Source organism: Xanthomonas sp. NCPPB 4467 (genome assembly GCF_041475665.2).
GTDB lineage: Bacteria > Pseudomonadota > Gammaproteobacteria > Xanthomonadales > Xanthomonadaceae > Xanthomonas > Xanthomonas dyei.
This window is the reverse complement of sequence record NZ_CM191260.1, coordinates 4,755,995-4,770,818: the sequence shown is the minus strand read 5'-3', so window position 1 is coordinate 4,770,818 and position 14,824 is coordinate 4,755,995. Positions and strand designations below refer to the sequence as shown.

General features: G+C 64.9%; 15 protein-coding genes, 1 tRNA gene and 1 other RNA gene. 5 read left to right on the top strand and 12 right to left on the bottom strand.

Annotated elements, in window-relative coordinates:
* Positions 1–2: 2 nt before the first annotated feature.
* On the bottom strand, positions 3–293 hold the full coding sequence (locus ACCQ06_RS20950) for a hypothetical protein (RefSeq protein ID WP_372364547.1): 291 nt from the start codon (positions 291–293) through the stop codon (positions 3–5).
* Positions 294–603: 310 nt separating this feature from the next.
* Between ACCQ06_RS20950 and ACCQ06_RS20945 the strand changes: the two genes are divergently transcribed.
* Positions 604–679: non-coding RNA, sX9 sRNA (locus ACCQ06_RS20945), on the top strand.
* 49 nt (positions 680–728) lie between these two features.
* On the opposite strand, the gene ACCQ06_RS20940 is transcribed toward ACCQ06_RS20945, so the two are convergent.
* From ACCQ06_RS20940 to ACCQ06_RS20915, 6 genes are all read right to left on the bottom strand, one after another.
* Positions 729–1,919 carry an ATP-binding protein gene (locus ACCQ06_RS20940; RefSeq protein ID WP_316689008.1) on the bottom strand — a complete coding sequence of 397 codons (1,191 nt, stop codon included), beginning with the start codon at positions 1,917–1,919 and terminating at the stop codon, positions 729–731.
* Positions 1,916–2,581 carry a response regulator transcription factor gene (locus ACCQ06_RS20935; RefSeq protein ID WP_104614835.1) on the bottom strand — a complete coding sequence of 222 codons (666 nt, stop codon included), beginning with the start codon at positions 2,579–2,581 and terminating at the stop codon, positions 1,916–1,918. Before ACCQ06_RS20935 ends, ACCQ06_RS20940 begins: the two co-directional genes overlap by 4 nt.
* Positions 2,582–2,728: 147 nt before the next feature.
* Entirely contained in the window at positions 2,729–3,616 is an 888-nt protein-coding gene (locus tag ACCQ06_RS20930; RefSeq protein WP_104614836.1) for a TIGR01777 family oxidoreductase, read from the bottom strand.
* A gap of 279 nt (positions 3,617–3,895) precedes the next feature.
* On the bottom strand, positions 3,896–4,489 hold the full coding sequence (locus ACCQ06_RS20925) for a DUF4142 domain-containing protein (protein WP_316689006.1): 594 nt from the start codon (positions 4,487–4,489) through the stop codon (positions 3,896–3,898).
* A gap of 86 nt (positions 4,490–4,575) precedes the next feature.
* Positions 4,576–4,842 (bottom strand): hypothetical protein, encoded by a 267-nt coding sequence (locus tag ACCQ06_RS20920; protein WP_228323252.1) that lies wholly within the window; start codon positions 4,840–4,842, stop codon positions 4,576–4,578.
* Positions 4,843–4,886: 44 nt separating this feature from the next.
* Positions 4,887–5,168 (bottom strand): hypothetical protein, encoded by a 282-nt coding sequence (locus tag ACCQ06_RS20915; RefSeq protein ID WP_104614839.1) that lies wholly within the window; start codon positions 5,166–5,168, stop codon positions 4,887–4,889.
* 412 nt (positions 5,169–5,580) lie between these two features.
* On the opposite strand from ACCQ06_RS20915, the gene ACCQ06_RS20910 reads away from it, so the two are divergent.
* From ACCQ06_RS20910 to ACCQ06_RS20900, 3 genes are all read left to right on the top strand, one after another.
* On the top strand, positions 5,581–5,745 hold the full coding sequence (locus ACCQ06_RS20910) for a hypothetical protein (RefSeq protein ID WP_170068544.1): 165 nt from the start codon (positions 5,581–5,583) through the stop codon (positions 5,743–5,745).
* Positions 5,746–5,832: 87 nt separating this feature from the next.
* Positions 5,833–6,939: a DUF3182 family protein gene (locus ACCQ06_RS20905; RefSeq protein ID WP_228323251.1), complete on the top strand. Its 1,107-nt coding sequence runs from the start codon at positions 5,833–5,835 to the stop codon at positions 6,937–6,939.
* On the top strand, positions 6,939–7,802 hold the full coding sequence (locus tag ACCQ06_RS20900) for an alpha/beta hydrolase family protein (RefSeq protein WP_316689002.1): 864 nt from the start codon (positions 6,939–6,941) through the stop codon (positions 7,800–7,802). Before ACCQ06_RS20905 ends, ACCQ06_RS20900 begins: the two co-directional genes overlap by 1 nt.
* 235 nt (positions 7,803–8,037) lie before the next feature.
* Here the strand turns inward: ACCQ06_RS20900 and ACCQ06_RS20895 are convergent, their stop codons facing one another.
* The 5 genes from ACCQ06_RS20895 to fabR form a co-directional block, all read right to left on the bottom strand.
* Positions 8,038–8,838 (bottom strand): hypothetical protein, encoded by an 801-nt coding sequence (locus ACCQ06_RS20895; protein ID WP_228323248.1) that lies wholly within the window; start codon positions 8,836–8,838, stop codon positions 8,038–8,040.
* 217 nt (positions 8,839–9,055) lie between these two features.
* Positions 9,056–10,279: an RtcB family protein gene (locus ACCQ06_RS20890; protein ID WP_316689001.1), complete on the bottom strand. Its 1,224-nt coding sequence runs from the start codon at positions 10,277–10,279 to the stop codon at positions 9,056–9,058.
* A 57-nt stretch (positions 10,280–10,336) separates the two neighbouring features.
* Entirely contained in the window at positions 10,337–11,458 is a 1,122-nt protein-coding gene (locus tag ACCQ06_RS20885; RefSeq protein WP_316688998.1) for a slipin family protein, read from the bottom strand.
* A 354-nt stretch (positions 11,459–11,812) separates the two neighbouring features.
* A tRNA-Arg gene (locus tag ACCQ06_RS20880) sits at positions 11,813–11,879 on the bottom strand.
* A 1,122-nt stretch (positions 11,880–13,001) separates the two neighbouring features.
* Entirely contained in the window at positions 13,002–13,649 is a 648-nt protein-coding gene (fabR, locus tag ACCQ06_RS20875) for an HTH-type transcriptional repressor FabR (RefSeq protein ID WP_055847328.1), read from the bottom strand.
* Positions 13,650–13,742: 93 nt separating this feature from the next.
* On the opposite strand from fabR, the gene ACCQ06_RS20870 reads away from it, so the two are divergent.
* Positions 13,743–14,819: a ferredoxin reductase gene (locus ACCQ06_RS20870; protein WP_228323243.1), complete on the top strand. Its 1,077-nt coding sequence runs from the start codon at positions 13,743–13,745 to the stop codon at positions 14,817–14,819.
* The last annotated feature ends 5 nt before the right edge of the window (positions 14,820–14,824 follow it).

The window sequence follows — 14,824 nt, the reverse complement described above, 5'->3', positions numbered from 1 at the left end:
CTTCAACGCAGCAGAAGACGCATCAGCGCCAGCGCCAACAGCGCAGCCGCGGCCGTGAGCAACACGCCGCGCGTGGCCCAGCGTTGCAGGCGATGTGTCTGGCGTGCGCTGCGGATGTCAGGCAATGCGCACCAGATGTCGCGGTTACGCGTGCCGGTGCGGCCGCAGCGAAATTCTGCTGCCGGTACCAACGCAGTGGTAGACGCGATCACGCTGTCGTTGGCGGCGTTTTGCATAGCCAAGTGCGATAGCACGGTTGGAGCGCGTGGGGTGGGGCGGGTGGAGCGAATCATCACCATGCATCCTGGATGCGTGCGGTGAGTGCACTCTAGGCAGGCAGCTTTAGAAAGTTATTGGAAGCGAATAGCACGTCGTCAACATCGCGCTTGACCTCTAGCGCGACCCACAAACCACCTCGTGCGCATCGCCTACAACCGGCGATGACGTTGTGTGCTGCGTCCAAGCTTGCTGTTTGGCTGGTTCGATTCCGATCATCTTGCGCACGGAATCGGCAGGTGCCAAGCGCGTCCATCCCGGTTTTAGCGCAGCGAACGAAACGACTGCGCTCACCGCCGTGCGGGTGCGGCCGGTGCTCGGCGCGATATGTACCACGCGTCCGCTCCGATTCTGAGCGCGCCGTCTACACCCACCTGACGACTGCTTGCTACGTTTGTTAGCTGCCCTCATGCGCCGGCCGTAGGCGCGTGGTGGCCGCTCGCCAGATATTGTCAGCTGCTCTTGGCCGTCGGCGCGCTATTGCCGGCAAACACCACGCGCACGCACAGGCCGCGCCCTTCGCTGCCTTCGCAGGTCTCGATCGTTGCGCCATGCAGGCGCGCAATGCCGGCGACCAAGGACAGCCCGATCCCGCTGCCCTGCACTTCGCTACCGGGCACACGATAAAAGCGCTCGAAAATAGACGTATGCGCAGCCTCTGGTACACCCGGGCCGTCGTCGCTCACCTGGACGAAGGGGTGCAGCACGTCGGCACGCAGGCAGTAGCCGCAACTCACCTCCACTGTACCGCGGCTACGCCCGTAGCGGATGGCGTTGTCGACCAGATTGCGGATCAGGATGCCCACTGCATCCACATCGCAACGCAACAGACACGGCGATGCTTCCACTTGCAGATTGATCTGACGCGCGTCGGCCTGCACGCTGAACTCGTCGAGCACATGCGAAATCAGTTCGCCCATGTCGACCTGGTGATAGGCGGCCGAACTGATGCCGGCGTCGAGTCGCGCCAGATCCAGCAATTGCTCGGCCAGGCGGTTGCTGCGGCGTGCGGTCTCCAGCAACTGATGCAGCGCCGCGTCCTTTGCCTCCAGCGTGGGCGCACGCAGGGCGACCTCTGCATACGCATGCAGCGCCGACAGTGGCGTGCGCAGTTCGTGTGCGGCATCGGCAACGAAGTCGCGCTCGGCCTGTACGGCTTTTTCCACGCGCGCCAGCAAGGTGTTGAACGAGGCGATCAACGGGCGGATTTCATCCGGCACCCGCTCCAACGGCACCGGTTCGGTGTCCAGGCCGGTGCGCTGCGCGATGGCGAGCGACACCGCGCGCAGCGGACCGAGCGAGGTGCGTACCGCCCACCACACCAGCACGCCCAGGATTGCCAGCTGCAAGGTGTTCAGCACTACGGCGGTCAGCGTCTGGTTGAGGCTCATGCGCGAGGAGAGGGTGCCCGTAGCGGCGGCAACCCCCGGGGCGGCGATGGCATCGTTGGCCGTGTCGAAGCGCCGTTCCAGCGTATCGGGCAGCGCGCTGACCAGGCGGTCGCCGAGCAGGTTGAGTTCCTGCTCGACCACGCTGTGATGGCCCTGGGTGACCAGTGCAATCAGAATCCATAGCGACGTCGACCAGCTCAGCAGAACGATGGCCGCCAACGCCGCCAGCATGCGCGCCTGCAAGGACTTCATTCGGGTGCCTTGCCGACCATATAGCCCTGGCCGTAGACGGTGGAAATCAGCTCGTCGCCCAGCTTGCGCCGCAACTGATGCACATACACCGCAATCATGTTGCTGCCACCTTCCGACGGGCCGCCATACACGCCTTCTTCCAGCTGGTCCTTGGTGACCACGCGCCCGGCACGCTCCATCAATGCCAGCAACAAGCGATATTCATGTGCGCTCAACGCCACCCAGGTGCCGGCGCGGGTGACCTTGCGGCTGCTCGGATCCACGCAGACATCGCCCTGGCTGAGGACCGGCACCACGCGCCCCTGGCTGCGGCGGGTGATCGCGCGCAGCCGTGCCATCAGCTCATCGAACTGGAAAGGTTTGACCAGGTAATCGTCGGCGCCGGCATCCAGCCCGCGAATGCGGTCGGTGAGCTGGCCGCGCGCGGTCAGCGCAATCACCGGGGTGGCGTCGTAGTGGCTGCGCAGGAAGCGGATCACCGTCAGCCCGGATTCGCCGGGCAGGCCGATGTCCAGCAGTACCGCGGTGTAGCGGTGATCCACCAGCGCAGTCTTGGCCGCGTTGGCGCTGCAGACATGGTCGATGGTCCAGCTCTGCTGGCGTACGCCGTCGCAGATGGCATTGGCCAGCATGGTGTCGTCTTCGACAAGGAGCAGGTGCATATGGGGTCCGCTGGGCATCGGGCAATCCGAGATCCGCAGCACTGTCGAAGATGCGCGTTAGGGAAATATTAGTGCATGCCCCGTCCGGCGCGGTTGCATACCCGATGGGCGGCCCGGACGCCCGGGGCGCCTGGCCCGCCGGGCACCTCAGCGCTGCAGGATCGCGCGCAGCGCCGGCTCCAGTTGCGTGTACTGGAAGCGGAATCCGGCATCGAGCGCGCGCTGCGGCAGCACGCGCTGGCTGATCAGCAGCAGGTCGGCCATTTCGCCGAAGCCCAGCCGCAGCAGCCCGGCCGGCAGCGCCAGCAGCGCCGGGCGGTGCAGCACCTTGGCCAGGGTGCGCGCGAACTCGGTATTGCTGACCGGGTTGGGCGCGGTGGCGTTGTAGGCGCCGGGCTGGCCGTGCTGCAGCAGCCAGACCAGCAGCGCCACCATGTCGGCGCGGTGGATCCAGCTCATCCAGTGCCGGCCGTTGCCGAAGGGCCCGCCACCGCCCAGCTGAAATGCCGGCAGCATGCGTGCCAGCGCGCCGCCATCGCGGTCCAGCACGATGCCGGTGCGCACCCAGCTCACGCGAGGGCCAAGCGTGCCGATGCGGGCGGCTTCCGCTTCCCAGTCGCGGCACAGCACGGCCGAAAAGTCATCGCCCGCAGGATCTGCTTCGGTCAAGGCGGTGTCGCCGCGCTCGCCGTAATAGCCCACCGCCGAGCCGGAGATCAGCACCGACGGCCGCTGCTCGGCGGGCTGTTGCGCAATCCAGTCGTGCAGTTGGCGGGTGATGCCCAGCCGCGAATCGCGAAAACGTTGTTTGCGGGCCTCGGTCCAGCGGCCGGCCGCCAGCGGTTCGCCGGCCAGGTTGATGACCGCATCGGCCTGCATCCCGTCCAGCGTGTCGACGGCGGTCACGCCGGGCAGGGTACGGCTGGCGCGGCGGGTGTCGCGCGTGAGCACGCTGACCTGATGGCCGGCGTGCAGCAGCGCGGGGCACAAGGCCTGGCCGATGAAGCCGGTGCCGCCGGTGATGAGCAAACGCATGGGAGGCTCCTGGGCCGAGTCGATGCGGCACCATAGGCCACGGCGGACCGAAGCGGAGTGAAGCCGGCGCGCGCAGCGCCGGCGACCTTGCCGATGCTGTAGCCGATGTCTTGGTGCAGATGGATCGCGACGGCGGGGTCCATGCGGGTGCATGCAGTCGCGCCTGGCGTGGCGAGCACGGCGATGCAGCAGCGATGCAGCGCGCTCGATGCACTGCTCCCGCCAAACGCAAACGCGCCGGACAGGCCAGCGCGTTTGCGTGATGCAGCGGTGGGGCGCTTACTTCGACGACGATACCGCGTGGGCCCGTTCGAAGTGCGCCGACACCACGCGACGGGTCTCTTCCAGGTGCTGCTTGACCGGCGCGCTCTCTGCGGCGGGCAGCAGTTCGGCGTCGATGATCTTGATGGTGTCGCCGTGGTCCATGACCATGTTGCGCATGAAGGCATTGCGGTACGCATCCTTGCCGTCGGGCAGGGTGAGCGTCTTGGACAAGGCTTCCACGGCGGCCTTGCCCTTGGCGCGCATCGCATCCGCACGCGGGCTGTCTTTCGCGCCCAGCGCCTTGGTCTTCTCGAGGTTGGCTTCGTGGTCGTGCAACATCTGCTGTGCGAACTCGCTGGTGGCGCCGCCCAGGTCTTGTTCGATGGCTTGCGTGGCCAGCGCAATCTCGTTCTCATCGATCGCGGCCAGCACGCCCAGCGCGCCGCCATCGCCCTTGGCCAGCTCGGTGGCTCCGCTGCCGCTCACCGGCGCGGCAGTCGGTTCCGGCGACACTGCCGGTGCAGTGCGCGATGCATCGCCACCGGGGCGATCGCAGGCGGTAAGGGTCAGCATGGCCAGCAACGATGCAGCAACAAAAGTGGATTTCATGAAGGTCTCGGGGGTGGGTCGGCACTGCCGGCGATGAAATGCAAAGGAGCTGCTGCGCGGCTCCGGTACTGCGGTTACTACCTTGATCAAGCCCACTGCGGCTGGGCAACCGGCGCGATGCCCAGCGGTCTGATCGGTGTGCGGATCGCGTCCTGCGCGGTGCGGCACTGGCGTGCCATGCGCGTTGTACGCTCGCGAATCATGGCGTGCTCGCTGATCGGCGCGCTGCCCAGCAGGCTGGCCACATGGAAGCCAAGGATTTCCTCCGCGCGGTCGCCCTGGTCGCTGATGATGTGCGGTACCAACCGCTCCAATCGTTCCAGCTCCTGCTGCACTTGATACGGGGTTTTCATGACGATCTCCAATGAGTAACAGGTCTTGCGTACGACGGGCGTGCTCAGCTGTTGTGTGCACCCAGGCGCTGCCAGCAGTCGGTTGCCAGCTGTTCGTAGTTGGACTGCGTGTTGGACGAAATGAAGTGATGCTCAAGGCGGTCGCGAAACAGACGCAGACGTTCTTGGTCGCTCGAACGCGGTGCCTGCAGATAGATATCGCAGGCCATTTTCACCACCGGGGACAATTCGCTGAACTTGCCTGCGCCCAGATTTCCTTGGGCATGCCGCGCCTGCCAATGCGCGATTTCGGCTTGTACATCGATGACGGATGGGTCTCTGCTCATGACTTTGGGCGTTCCGGGGTTAAACAAACTTGACGTGCAGAGTAACTGCAGGTATGTCAACGAATGATCATCGAACGCGACCATTGCCTGCAGTTGCGCGGCACAACGCTTAATTAGTCAGCTTGTTTTTGCGTCTCTACACGCGTTGCATGCACACGCTGCGGCGCGACCTTGAGCTTCTGCTGACACGCAAACGTGCTGCACTGAGCGATCGCCTGCGATCGACCGGTCGCCGCGCAGCAAGGTGTCCTGTGTCAGTCGCTACCGTGGCCACTCCCTCGATGCGCCTGCGTTGCTTGTGAAAAAATTCTGCGTGCAATGCCGCATTTTACGGAAGATTCTGAACCGCTCCACACCTGTGTAACGTCTGATCCTTAATGTATGTCACGACGTAATGGAGAGAGCAGACAGGATGCAGGAGAGCGAAAGCAGTCGTCGTAAACCGCACCATGCCAGCGGCACACCAGAGGCACGGGTGTGGTGGCATGCCTTGTTGGAGCTGCGTGGTGGGCGCATGGTCATCAGCTTGATCGTGGTGGTGCTGATCGTGGTGGGTCTCTATCTGGCCCTGAAATAAGCGCAGACGCGCACCTGCAACATCGCATTGCGCCGCTCGGCGGTAACGAGCCGGCGCCGGGGTGCGGCCTTGCCGCAAGGGGATGTAATGGCGGATCCGCCATACGGGTTGGTGCGTGGGCACATCACGCGCGCGGTGTCTTCCGATGGACACGAGCGTGCCACGCATGCCTGGGTGTGCAGCGAAATTGCACGCCTGCTGGGCGCGCGCAATGGCGGGCTGGGCGATGTCGCGCTGATCGATGAGGGCATCGGGTGCCGCACCTTGCATGTTCCCGACGACACCTTGACCATCGAACAGGCGCGGGCATTGGGCATTGAAGATGCGAGCGGCTTGCTGGGTGGCATCGTGCCGCTTGCATTCGTCGCCACCAAGGTCATCGGCCACCCGTTGATTGGCGAGACGGCGGCGCGTATCGACGGCTGGAATCAGGCACTGGCGATCGCGCTGGTGCCGGCCACCTTGCCTGGCTACACGGTGTTTTCCCGGGACGATGCGCTGCATGCGCTGGACCTGTTGCTGACCGCCGGTGGGGTGCGTCTGAAGCTGCCCACCGGCGTGGGTGGCAATGGGCAATGGCGTATTGCCGACACCGCCGGGCTGGTGCGGGCGTTGGACACGTTGCCGGAGGATTACCTGCACACCCACGGCGCTGTGCTCGAGCGCGACGTCTTGCAGCCGGTGACGCATAGCGTGGGCGAGCTGTGCGTGGCCGGTATCCAGATCGCCTATTACGGCACGCAATGCAGCGTGCGCAATGCACAAGGCGATGCGGTCTACGGTGGATCGTCGCTGCACGTGCATCGCGGCTCGCTGGAAGCGCTGCTGGCCACCGCATTGCCGCCGTTGCAGCGGCGCGTGGTGGAACAAGCATGCCGCTACGATCGCTGCATCACGAATGCCATTGCCGGCCTGTACATTTCGCGGCGCAACTACGATGTGGTCAGCGGCGAAGATGCGCATGCCGGGTCTGTCTGCGGTGTGCTGGAGCAATCCTGGCGGATTGGTGGTGCGACGCCGGCCGAGCTGGCGGCGATCGCCTGTTTCCAGCAGCAGGCCGGCCTGCACTGGGTGCACGCATCCACGCACGAACTCTACGAGGGCGAACCACCGGCCGATGCGCAGGTGTATTACCGTGCAACCCAGCCCGGCGCCGGTCCGCGCTACAAATACCGAAGGATCTCAACCGACTGATGGAAGCCAAACTTTCCAGCATCGACATTGCGGTCGATCACGACGCGCTCAACGGTACCTTGCTCACGCCCACCGGCATTCCGGCGGTGCTGTTCGTCCATGGCTGGGGCGGCAGCCAGCATCACAACCTGCTGCGCGCACGCGAGGCGGTGGGCCTGGGCTGCATCTGCATGACCTTCGATCTGCGCGGTCACGAGGGCCATGCCTCGATGCGGCAGACCGTCACCCGCGCGCAGAACCTGCAGGACATCATCGCCGCCTACGACCAGCTGGCGGGCCTTCCGTATGTGGATCAACAGTCGATCGCCGTGGTCGGCTTGAGTTATGGCGGCTACCTGTCGGCGCTGCTGACGCGCGAGCGCCCGGTGGAGTGGTTGGCGTTGCGCTCGCCCGCGCTGTACAAGGACGCGCATTGGGACCAGCCCAAGGTCAGCCTCAACGCCGATCCGGATCTGACCGCGTACCGCCAACGTGCCCTGACACCCGACGACAACATCGCGCTGGCGGCCTGTGCTGCATATACCGGCGATGTATTGCTGGTCGAAGCCGAGAACGACGTCATCGTGCCGCATCCGGTGCTGCGCAACTATGCCGATGCCTTCGTCAACGCGCGTTCGCTGACCACGCGCGTGATTGCAGGCGCCGACCATGCGTTGAGCGTCAAGGAGCATCAGCAGGAATACACCCGCGCGCTGATCGACTGGTTGACCGAAATGGTGGTGGGCCGCCGGATTGCATTGGCCAAGGAAGTGGTGGCGGCGCGCAAGCAACTGCTCAAGCAGCAGGGCGACGCAGCGTCAACGGGGCAGGACGCGCTGGCGTTTCGCGGCGATATCCGGGCGGTGGAAAACACGTCCGTTTGATTTGTCGCGCGTTTGCGTCGCCGTGCAGGAACACGTGGTGCAGCATGTTGCGCGGCCATCCTGACCATGCGGAATGCGCAAGGCGTCGTGGTGCCGCAAGAGGCTACGAAGGCGCTGCAGGTTGTGGCCCACCGCAACCCACACAAACAAAGGGGCCCTCGCGGGCCCGTCTGGTCTACTGCGGATCACTGGCGTTTAGCGCGGCCAATGCGCCGCGGTCTAAACGCGCCGCAGATTACACGCGTGGATCTGTCGGATTGCGACGTGCCGCATCGCCATGATGATCCGAGTCGAACGCTTCACGCACGGCATGCTTGGCCTTTTCCCAGGTCAAGCGCGAGTCGGCCTTGAAGCGGTCCCAGCCATCGCCCAGGTCGCGTTCCAGATGGTCGTCCCACTGGCGGCCGGCATGCTGCTGACGCGCCTGCATGCCATAGCGGTAGGCAGGGCGATAGTCGTCGTACGAATAGTCGCTGTCGCGGTAGCTGGCATTGTCGAAACGGCCGGCATAGTGCATGTCGCCATCGCGATACACGGTGTGGGTGCGATCGGCGCGATCCCACGCATCGCGCGCCGCCAGGCGTGCTTCATCCCATTCCAGGCGCGATTGACCACGGTTACGCGGCCACTCGCCGGCCAGGGTGGCTTCGGTTTCTTCCCAGGTGCTGGTAGGGCGCGTCTCGCGTGCCTGCAGGCCGAAGCCATAGACGGTGGCGTAGTCGCGGTCGTAGTCGGTGCCTTCCTTGTAGTACGGGCGGTGTTGATGCTCCTGACGCCAATATTCGGTTTCTACGGTTGGGTCGAGGCGCTCGGCCACGCCCTTACCGGCAGCTGCGCCTGCCACCACGCCGGCAGCCGCACCGATCAAGGTGCCAAGCGGACCAAACACGGTGCCTGCCAGTGCGCCTGCCGCCGCACCGCCCGCGATGCCGCCCACACCCACGCCCACCGGATGCGAGCCCGGGGCACCGGAGATCGGGTCGCGGTTCAAATCCTGTGCGTCTGCCTTGCGTTCCTGCTTGTCGAGATTGCGCATGCCGCCTCCGCTTACCTGATGGATGCAACCTGCAAAAACAGGCCGCGAACGTGGCGCAACCATGGCGGCGCAAGAGTGAAACGCTTGTGCTTTGATGTGAGTGCCATCGCGACATGACTGAACTGTGCATTCGCATGTGCGGATGAGGTCGCAGACAGCTTGCAACCGAGACATCGCTAAAAACTTGGCGAAAGAGGGCCGCGACTGCGGCCCTCGGTTATCCCTTGATGCACACCACCTGGCGCAGCGTGTGCAGCACTTCGACAAGATCCTGCTGCGCCGCCATCACCGCGTCGATGGACTTGTATGCCGCCGGCGATTCGTCGATCACCGCCGCATCCTTGCGGCATTCCACATGTGCGGTGGCCTCGCGGTGCTGGGCCAGGGTGATCTGCGCACGCGCTGCGGTGCGGCTCATCACCCGTCCCGCGCCGTGGCTGCAGCTATGGAAGCTCTCTGCGTTGCCCAACCCGCGCACGATGAAGCTGCGCGTGCCCATGCTGCCGGGAATGATGCCCAGCTCGCCGGTACGTGCGCTCACCGCGCCCTTACGGGTGATCAGCAATTCCTCGCCATGGTGCGTCTCCCTCTGCACATAGTTGTGGTGGCAGTTGACCGCCAGCTTCTCCAGCTGGAACTTCGGCAGGCGGTGACGCATCTCCGCCAACACCCGCGCCATCATCGCTTCACGATTTTCGCGCGCGTAATCCTGTGCCCACGACACCGCTTCCACGTACTCATCGAACAACGGCTCGCCCTGCATGAAGAAGGCCAGGTCCTTGTCGGGCAGATGAAAGCCCAGCACGCGGTGTGCCAGTTGCTCACGCGCCCGCTCGATGAAGTAGGTGCCAATCAGGTTGCCGGTGCCACGCGAGCCGCTGTGCAACATCACCCACACCGCGTCGGTCTCGTCCAGACACAGTTCGATGAAGTGGTTGCCGCCGCCCAGCGTACCGATCTGGCACGCCAGCTTGTCGGTGCGGATGCGCTTGTGCTGCTGCTTGATCGCCTCCAGGCGCTGCACCAGCCCCGACTGCGCGATTCGCGTGTCGATGCTGTCGGGCAGGTTGCGATGCTCGCCGCCACGGCCGTTGCCGACCGGCACGCTACGCTCGATGCTGGAGCGCAGTTGCGCCAGGTTGTCCGGTAGGTCGCTGGCACGCAGGGTGGTGCGCACCGCCGCCATGCCGCAGCCGATATCCACGCCAACCGCCGCCGGGATGATGGCGCCGCGGGTCGGGATCACCGAGCCCACGGTTGCGCCCTTGCCCAGGTGCACGTCGGGCATCACCGCCACCCACGGCCCGACGAACGGGACGGCGGCGATAGTGCGCAACTGCGCATGCGCCTGTTCTTCCAGCGGCACGCCGCGCACCCAGCCCTTGATCGGGGTGGTGCTGCCTTCGGCATGCAGCCATTCGAAGTGTTGTGAAGTACTCATGTTGTTCATTCCTTTGCGCGGGTGTGCGGCCAATCCTTTCGCCGCACACCCGCATGCTTATCTGAGCGTCACCAACTGCTTCAGCACACCATCCAGGCCGCCGAACACGGTGAGCTTGTCGATCTTTTCGGTGACCTTCTCCAGCGCCTCCAGCTCCTTCAATCGCATCAATACCGGGCTGTCTTCGATCAGCTTGGCGGTGTTGAGCAGCGAGCGGGTGGCATTGGCCTCTTCGCGCCTGCGGATCACATTGGCTTGCGCCTGCTTCTCCGCCTGCACGACCGCATTGAGGATCTGGCGCATCTCACCGGGCAGGATCACGTCCTTGACTCCAACGCCAAGCACGTCGATGCCGAAACCGCCCACGCTGCCACGCACGTAGCCGAAGATATCCGCATCCAGCGATGCCTTGTCGCCCAGCAATTCGTCCAGCGTCTTGGCCGCAACCGCGCGGCGCAACCCGTACTGCAATTCCCGGTACAGGTAGTCGCCCGCCTTGGCCACACGCGTCCGCATTGCCACCGCATCGGTGACGCGCATGCTCGCTGCCAGATTGACCCGCAACGACACCTTGTCGCGCGTCAGCAATTCCTGGCCGGAGACCTCCACCGATTGCACGCGCAGGTCGATCACCTCGGTGGTCACGTTCTTCTGGAAATTCCAGAACGCGTACGCGCCGGGGCCGAAAGGTGCCATCAACCTGCCGTCGACGAACACCAGCCCTTGCGACTCGGCGGGCACGTCCATGCACACGGCCACGCGCGACACGGTGCCGAGCTGACGCAGGCGCCGCTGCACATCGCCTGGCACCTGCAGGCCGTCGCCCAACGGCAAGCTCTGCACCTCGACGGTGGCGGCGCCGCGCCAATACAGCGCGCGTGTGCCCGGTGGCAGGACCTGGTCGAGCTTGCCGTTGCGGATCAGCAGGCCCACGTGCGCGGTGCCGATGTCCGCCAGCACGAAGTGCTGCGGCAATGCGGCGCCCAGCGTGTCGATCAGCATGTCGGCATCGCGGCCGACCTCGTCGCCGCTGTGGATGTTGTGCACGCTGACCTCGGTCCGGCTCAGCGGGTCGAACAGGCGGTAGACACCGGGCACGAGCACGCGCTCGAACCGACGATTCCGATACACCAGGCCGCGCTCGCCGTCGCCGATCACGACCCTCTTGGTCCAGAACATGACACTTCTCCTTGGGTTGGCTCTGGTGGTCCGATCCGCAGGTACTGCCGTTTTGCCGCCCGGATCGGACTGATGGCCAAACGTGTGCCGATGCAACGCGGCGTTGGAAGGTGGAAACGCCGGTGACGGCGGCCGTGCGGGGCACGCTGCGCTGTTGGCGCCTGCCGATGCGTTGCCGCAGCTGCGCGATGGTGTGCGAAGGCAGGGCTGAGCGCAGGGTGACGCGTCCAGGGCAACCGCCCGGCGACGTCGCCGCTGCTGCGTGCATTCACGCGATGCATTGCTTGAATGCACGCAGCATGGGCGTTTCCGTAAAGGGACTTGCGTCCCCGAGATGACCGGAAAGGTCATTGCTTGGAGCGGGAGTCGAACCCGCGACAGACAGATGAGAAATCTGTTGCTCTACCCTCTGAGCTATCCAGTGGTGGGTAATGCGGAATTGAACCGCGCCTGCGGAGAGTGCCGCTGCTCGACCACGAGCCGATACCCAAAACGAGAAACACGAGAAAGATGATCGGTATACGCCACGGCATAGCCGCGCGCACCAGCTGGAATAAACTCCAGTGCGCTGACGATCTTTCGTACTGTTTCCGATGGCCGTTTTATTCAAACGGTCATTCAGTCGGTGCATGACCACATACCACCCGTGCCCGAAACCTGGGCACAGCGCTGTCGCGCCTCGTGGCAATCCAACATCCCTGTTGTCGGGCAGTCCGTGCCCGGGTTTCAACTGCGGTCATCCACAGGTTCACTACGAACGCACAACGAAAAACGCCCCCGGATGCTGCATCCGAGGGCGTTCGCGTGCCTCGGAGATCGGGTGACCGATCTCCTTGAATCAGGACATCAGCCGATGATGGTGCGCACGTGCTGTTTGGCCGTGCACGCAAACGATGCCGCGCGAAGCGCGCCGGGCAGTCGATTGCGTTGAATGAAATGGCTGGTGTGCATGAGCGTGGGTCAGGTCCGGGTGCAGGCAGTGCTGCGTAGGGCGCGAACATTACCTGCAGGTTTTTGGTTATGCAAGCACTTTATGAAAATAATTGATTATGTTTTTCTTCGTGCGTCGGGAATGTGGCGATTGGAAAGGCTGATCCGGAATGGATAATGCCGGGTCGATTGAATAATGATCGACACACGTTGTGCAGGAACTTTCGATACGCGGCTGTGCAGACAAGGGTATTCCCGTTACACGGATGCAGTCGGGCCTGCAGTTGCACTCGTGGCCGATGGTACGCGTTTAGTGGCATCTGGGAATGTGCGGTCGCACCCATGATGTACGGTGGTTGCCGCTGCCGACCTCGTGCCAGTCACGGCCCTGCTGCGTGCAACAGCGCGTGGGGTCATTCACTACGAAAGGCGCAACCCGGGCGCCGGCAGCAGGCTGCCGTACCAAGTGCGCGCGGCGAATAAAACGTCGGAGCTCAGCGCCAGGCGAACGCGATTGGTGCGTCATGCGGCGTGCGCCACGCATCCGCTGCGGTGATGAGCGCGCCGTCGACACCTGATCCGACCACTGCGCGCGATGCGCTGTGCGCCGCGCTCAGCCGCCGTGCGTGCCCAGCGTGCGCGCGCCGGTCAGGATCATGCGCAGCATCTGCGAGATCTGTTCGATCAGTTCCGGGTCCTTTTCCGGCGGCGAGTCCATCGCCACCGCGCCCATCGCAAAGACCAGGCGGGTGATCGCCTTGGACACCAGCGCCGGCGCGTGCAACTTGGCGTTGTCGGCGGCGGCCAGGCGGATCAGGTCCACGCGCAATTCGTCTTCGAAATAGGTGAGCTCGCGCTCCACCGCCTGCTTGAAGGCGTCCGAGCCCACCGCGCCTTCGCGCAGTAGCACGTGCAGCAGCTTGTCGTCGGCGCGTAATTGCTCCATGAACGCTTCCACGGACACGCGGATGACGCTGCGGTCGGTGGAGGTGGCGCGCTGGCGGGCCTGTCCGATGATGGTGCGCAGCGAGCGCCCGGCCAGATCGATCAAGGACACCGCGAGCTCATCCATATCGCGGAACTGGCGGTAGAAGCTGTTTGGCGCAATGCCGGCTTCGCGTGCCACTTCGCGCAGGCTCAGCGTGGACAGGCTGCGGTGCGGGCCGATCAGCGACAGCGCCGCGGCAATCAGGTCCTCGCGTGAGATCGCCGGCTTGCGTGACGGCGGCGCGTCGTGGGAAGGCAGGGCGATGGAGGTCATGAGGCGGCAGCCGGACGTGGGAATGAATCATAGCCCCTCTGGTCGATATACAACTGTATACACGCGTGTGCATGCATGCGTATAGTGCAACCTATGAGCCTGGCACCCACTCCCAAGAGCAAGTCCCCGCTGCCCGCACGGCTGGCGCGCCGCCTGGTGTCGCCGCAGCTGTTCGATTTCTGGGCAACCCGGATCAATCCGCTGTGGACGCTGGATCGGCCCATGGCCCGTCTGATCGAACGCAATACCGCCAGCCGCGACGCGGTGACCTTGGTCTTCCAGGCCAATGGCCACTGGCAGGGCCTGCAGGCTGGCCAGCACGTCAGCGTGGGCGTGGAGATCGACGGCCGCCGTCTGCTGCGCAGCTACAGCCCGACCGTGCTGGCGGATGGCCGCCTGGCGATCACCGTCAAGGCGATCGAAGGCGGGCAGGTGAGCCGGTATCTGGCGCACGATGCGGCGCTGGGCACGGTGGTGTCGCTGGACCCGGCCTTTGGCGACATGCTGCTGCCGGCCGCGCCCACCCCGCTGTTGCTGCTGGCCGCAGGCTCGGGCATCACCCCGATGCGCGCGCTGCTGCGTGCGGCCGCGCACGCCGGCATGCCGGTGGATGTGGACCTGCTGTATTGGGTGCGTCAGCGCGATGAAGCCTGTTTTCTGGACGAATTCGAGGCGCTGGCCGCCGCGCATCCGCGTCTGCGCGTGCAGGTGCTGACCACCCGCGAGTGTGCGACGCCGGCGGCGCGCGTGGACAGCTATCCGTTGGACCAGATCGCCGATCTGTCCGCACGCCACGTCATGGCCTGCGGCCCGGGCGGATTTGTGCAGGCGGCGCGTGCACGGTTGGAAGGCCAGGTAGCGGCGTTTCAGGCCGAAGCCTTCAGCGTGCCGACGCTGGACGACGGCGAAACCGGCGACGTCCAGGTCCAGCTGTCACGCAGCGGCCGTACGCTCACCCTGCCGCGCGGCCAGTCGCTGCTGGAAGGGCTGGAAGCGCAAGGCCTGCGCCCGAAGCACGGCTGCCGCATGGGCATCTGCAACAGCTGCGCCTGCGCGCGCCAGTCCGGCACCACGCGCCACCTGCTGACCGGCGAGCGCAGCAACGAACCCACCGCACAGGTGCGCCTGTGCATCAGTGCCCCGAGCACTGACCTGATCCTGGATCTGTAAGGAAT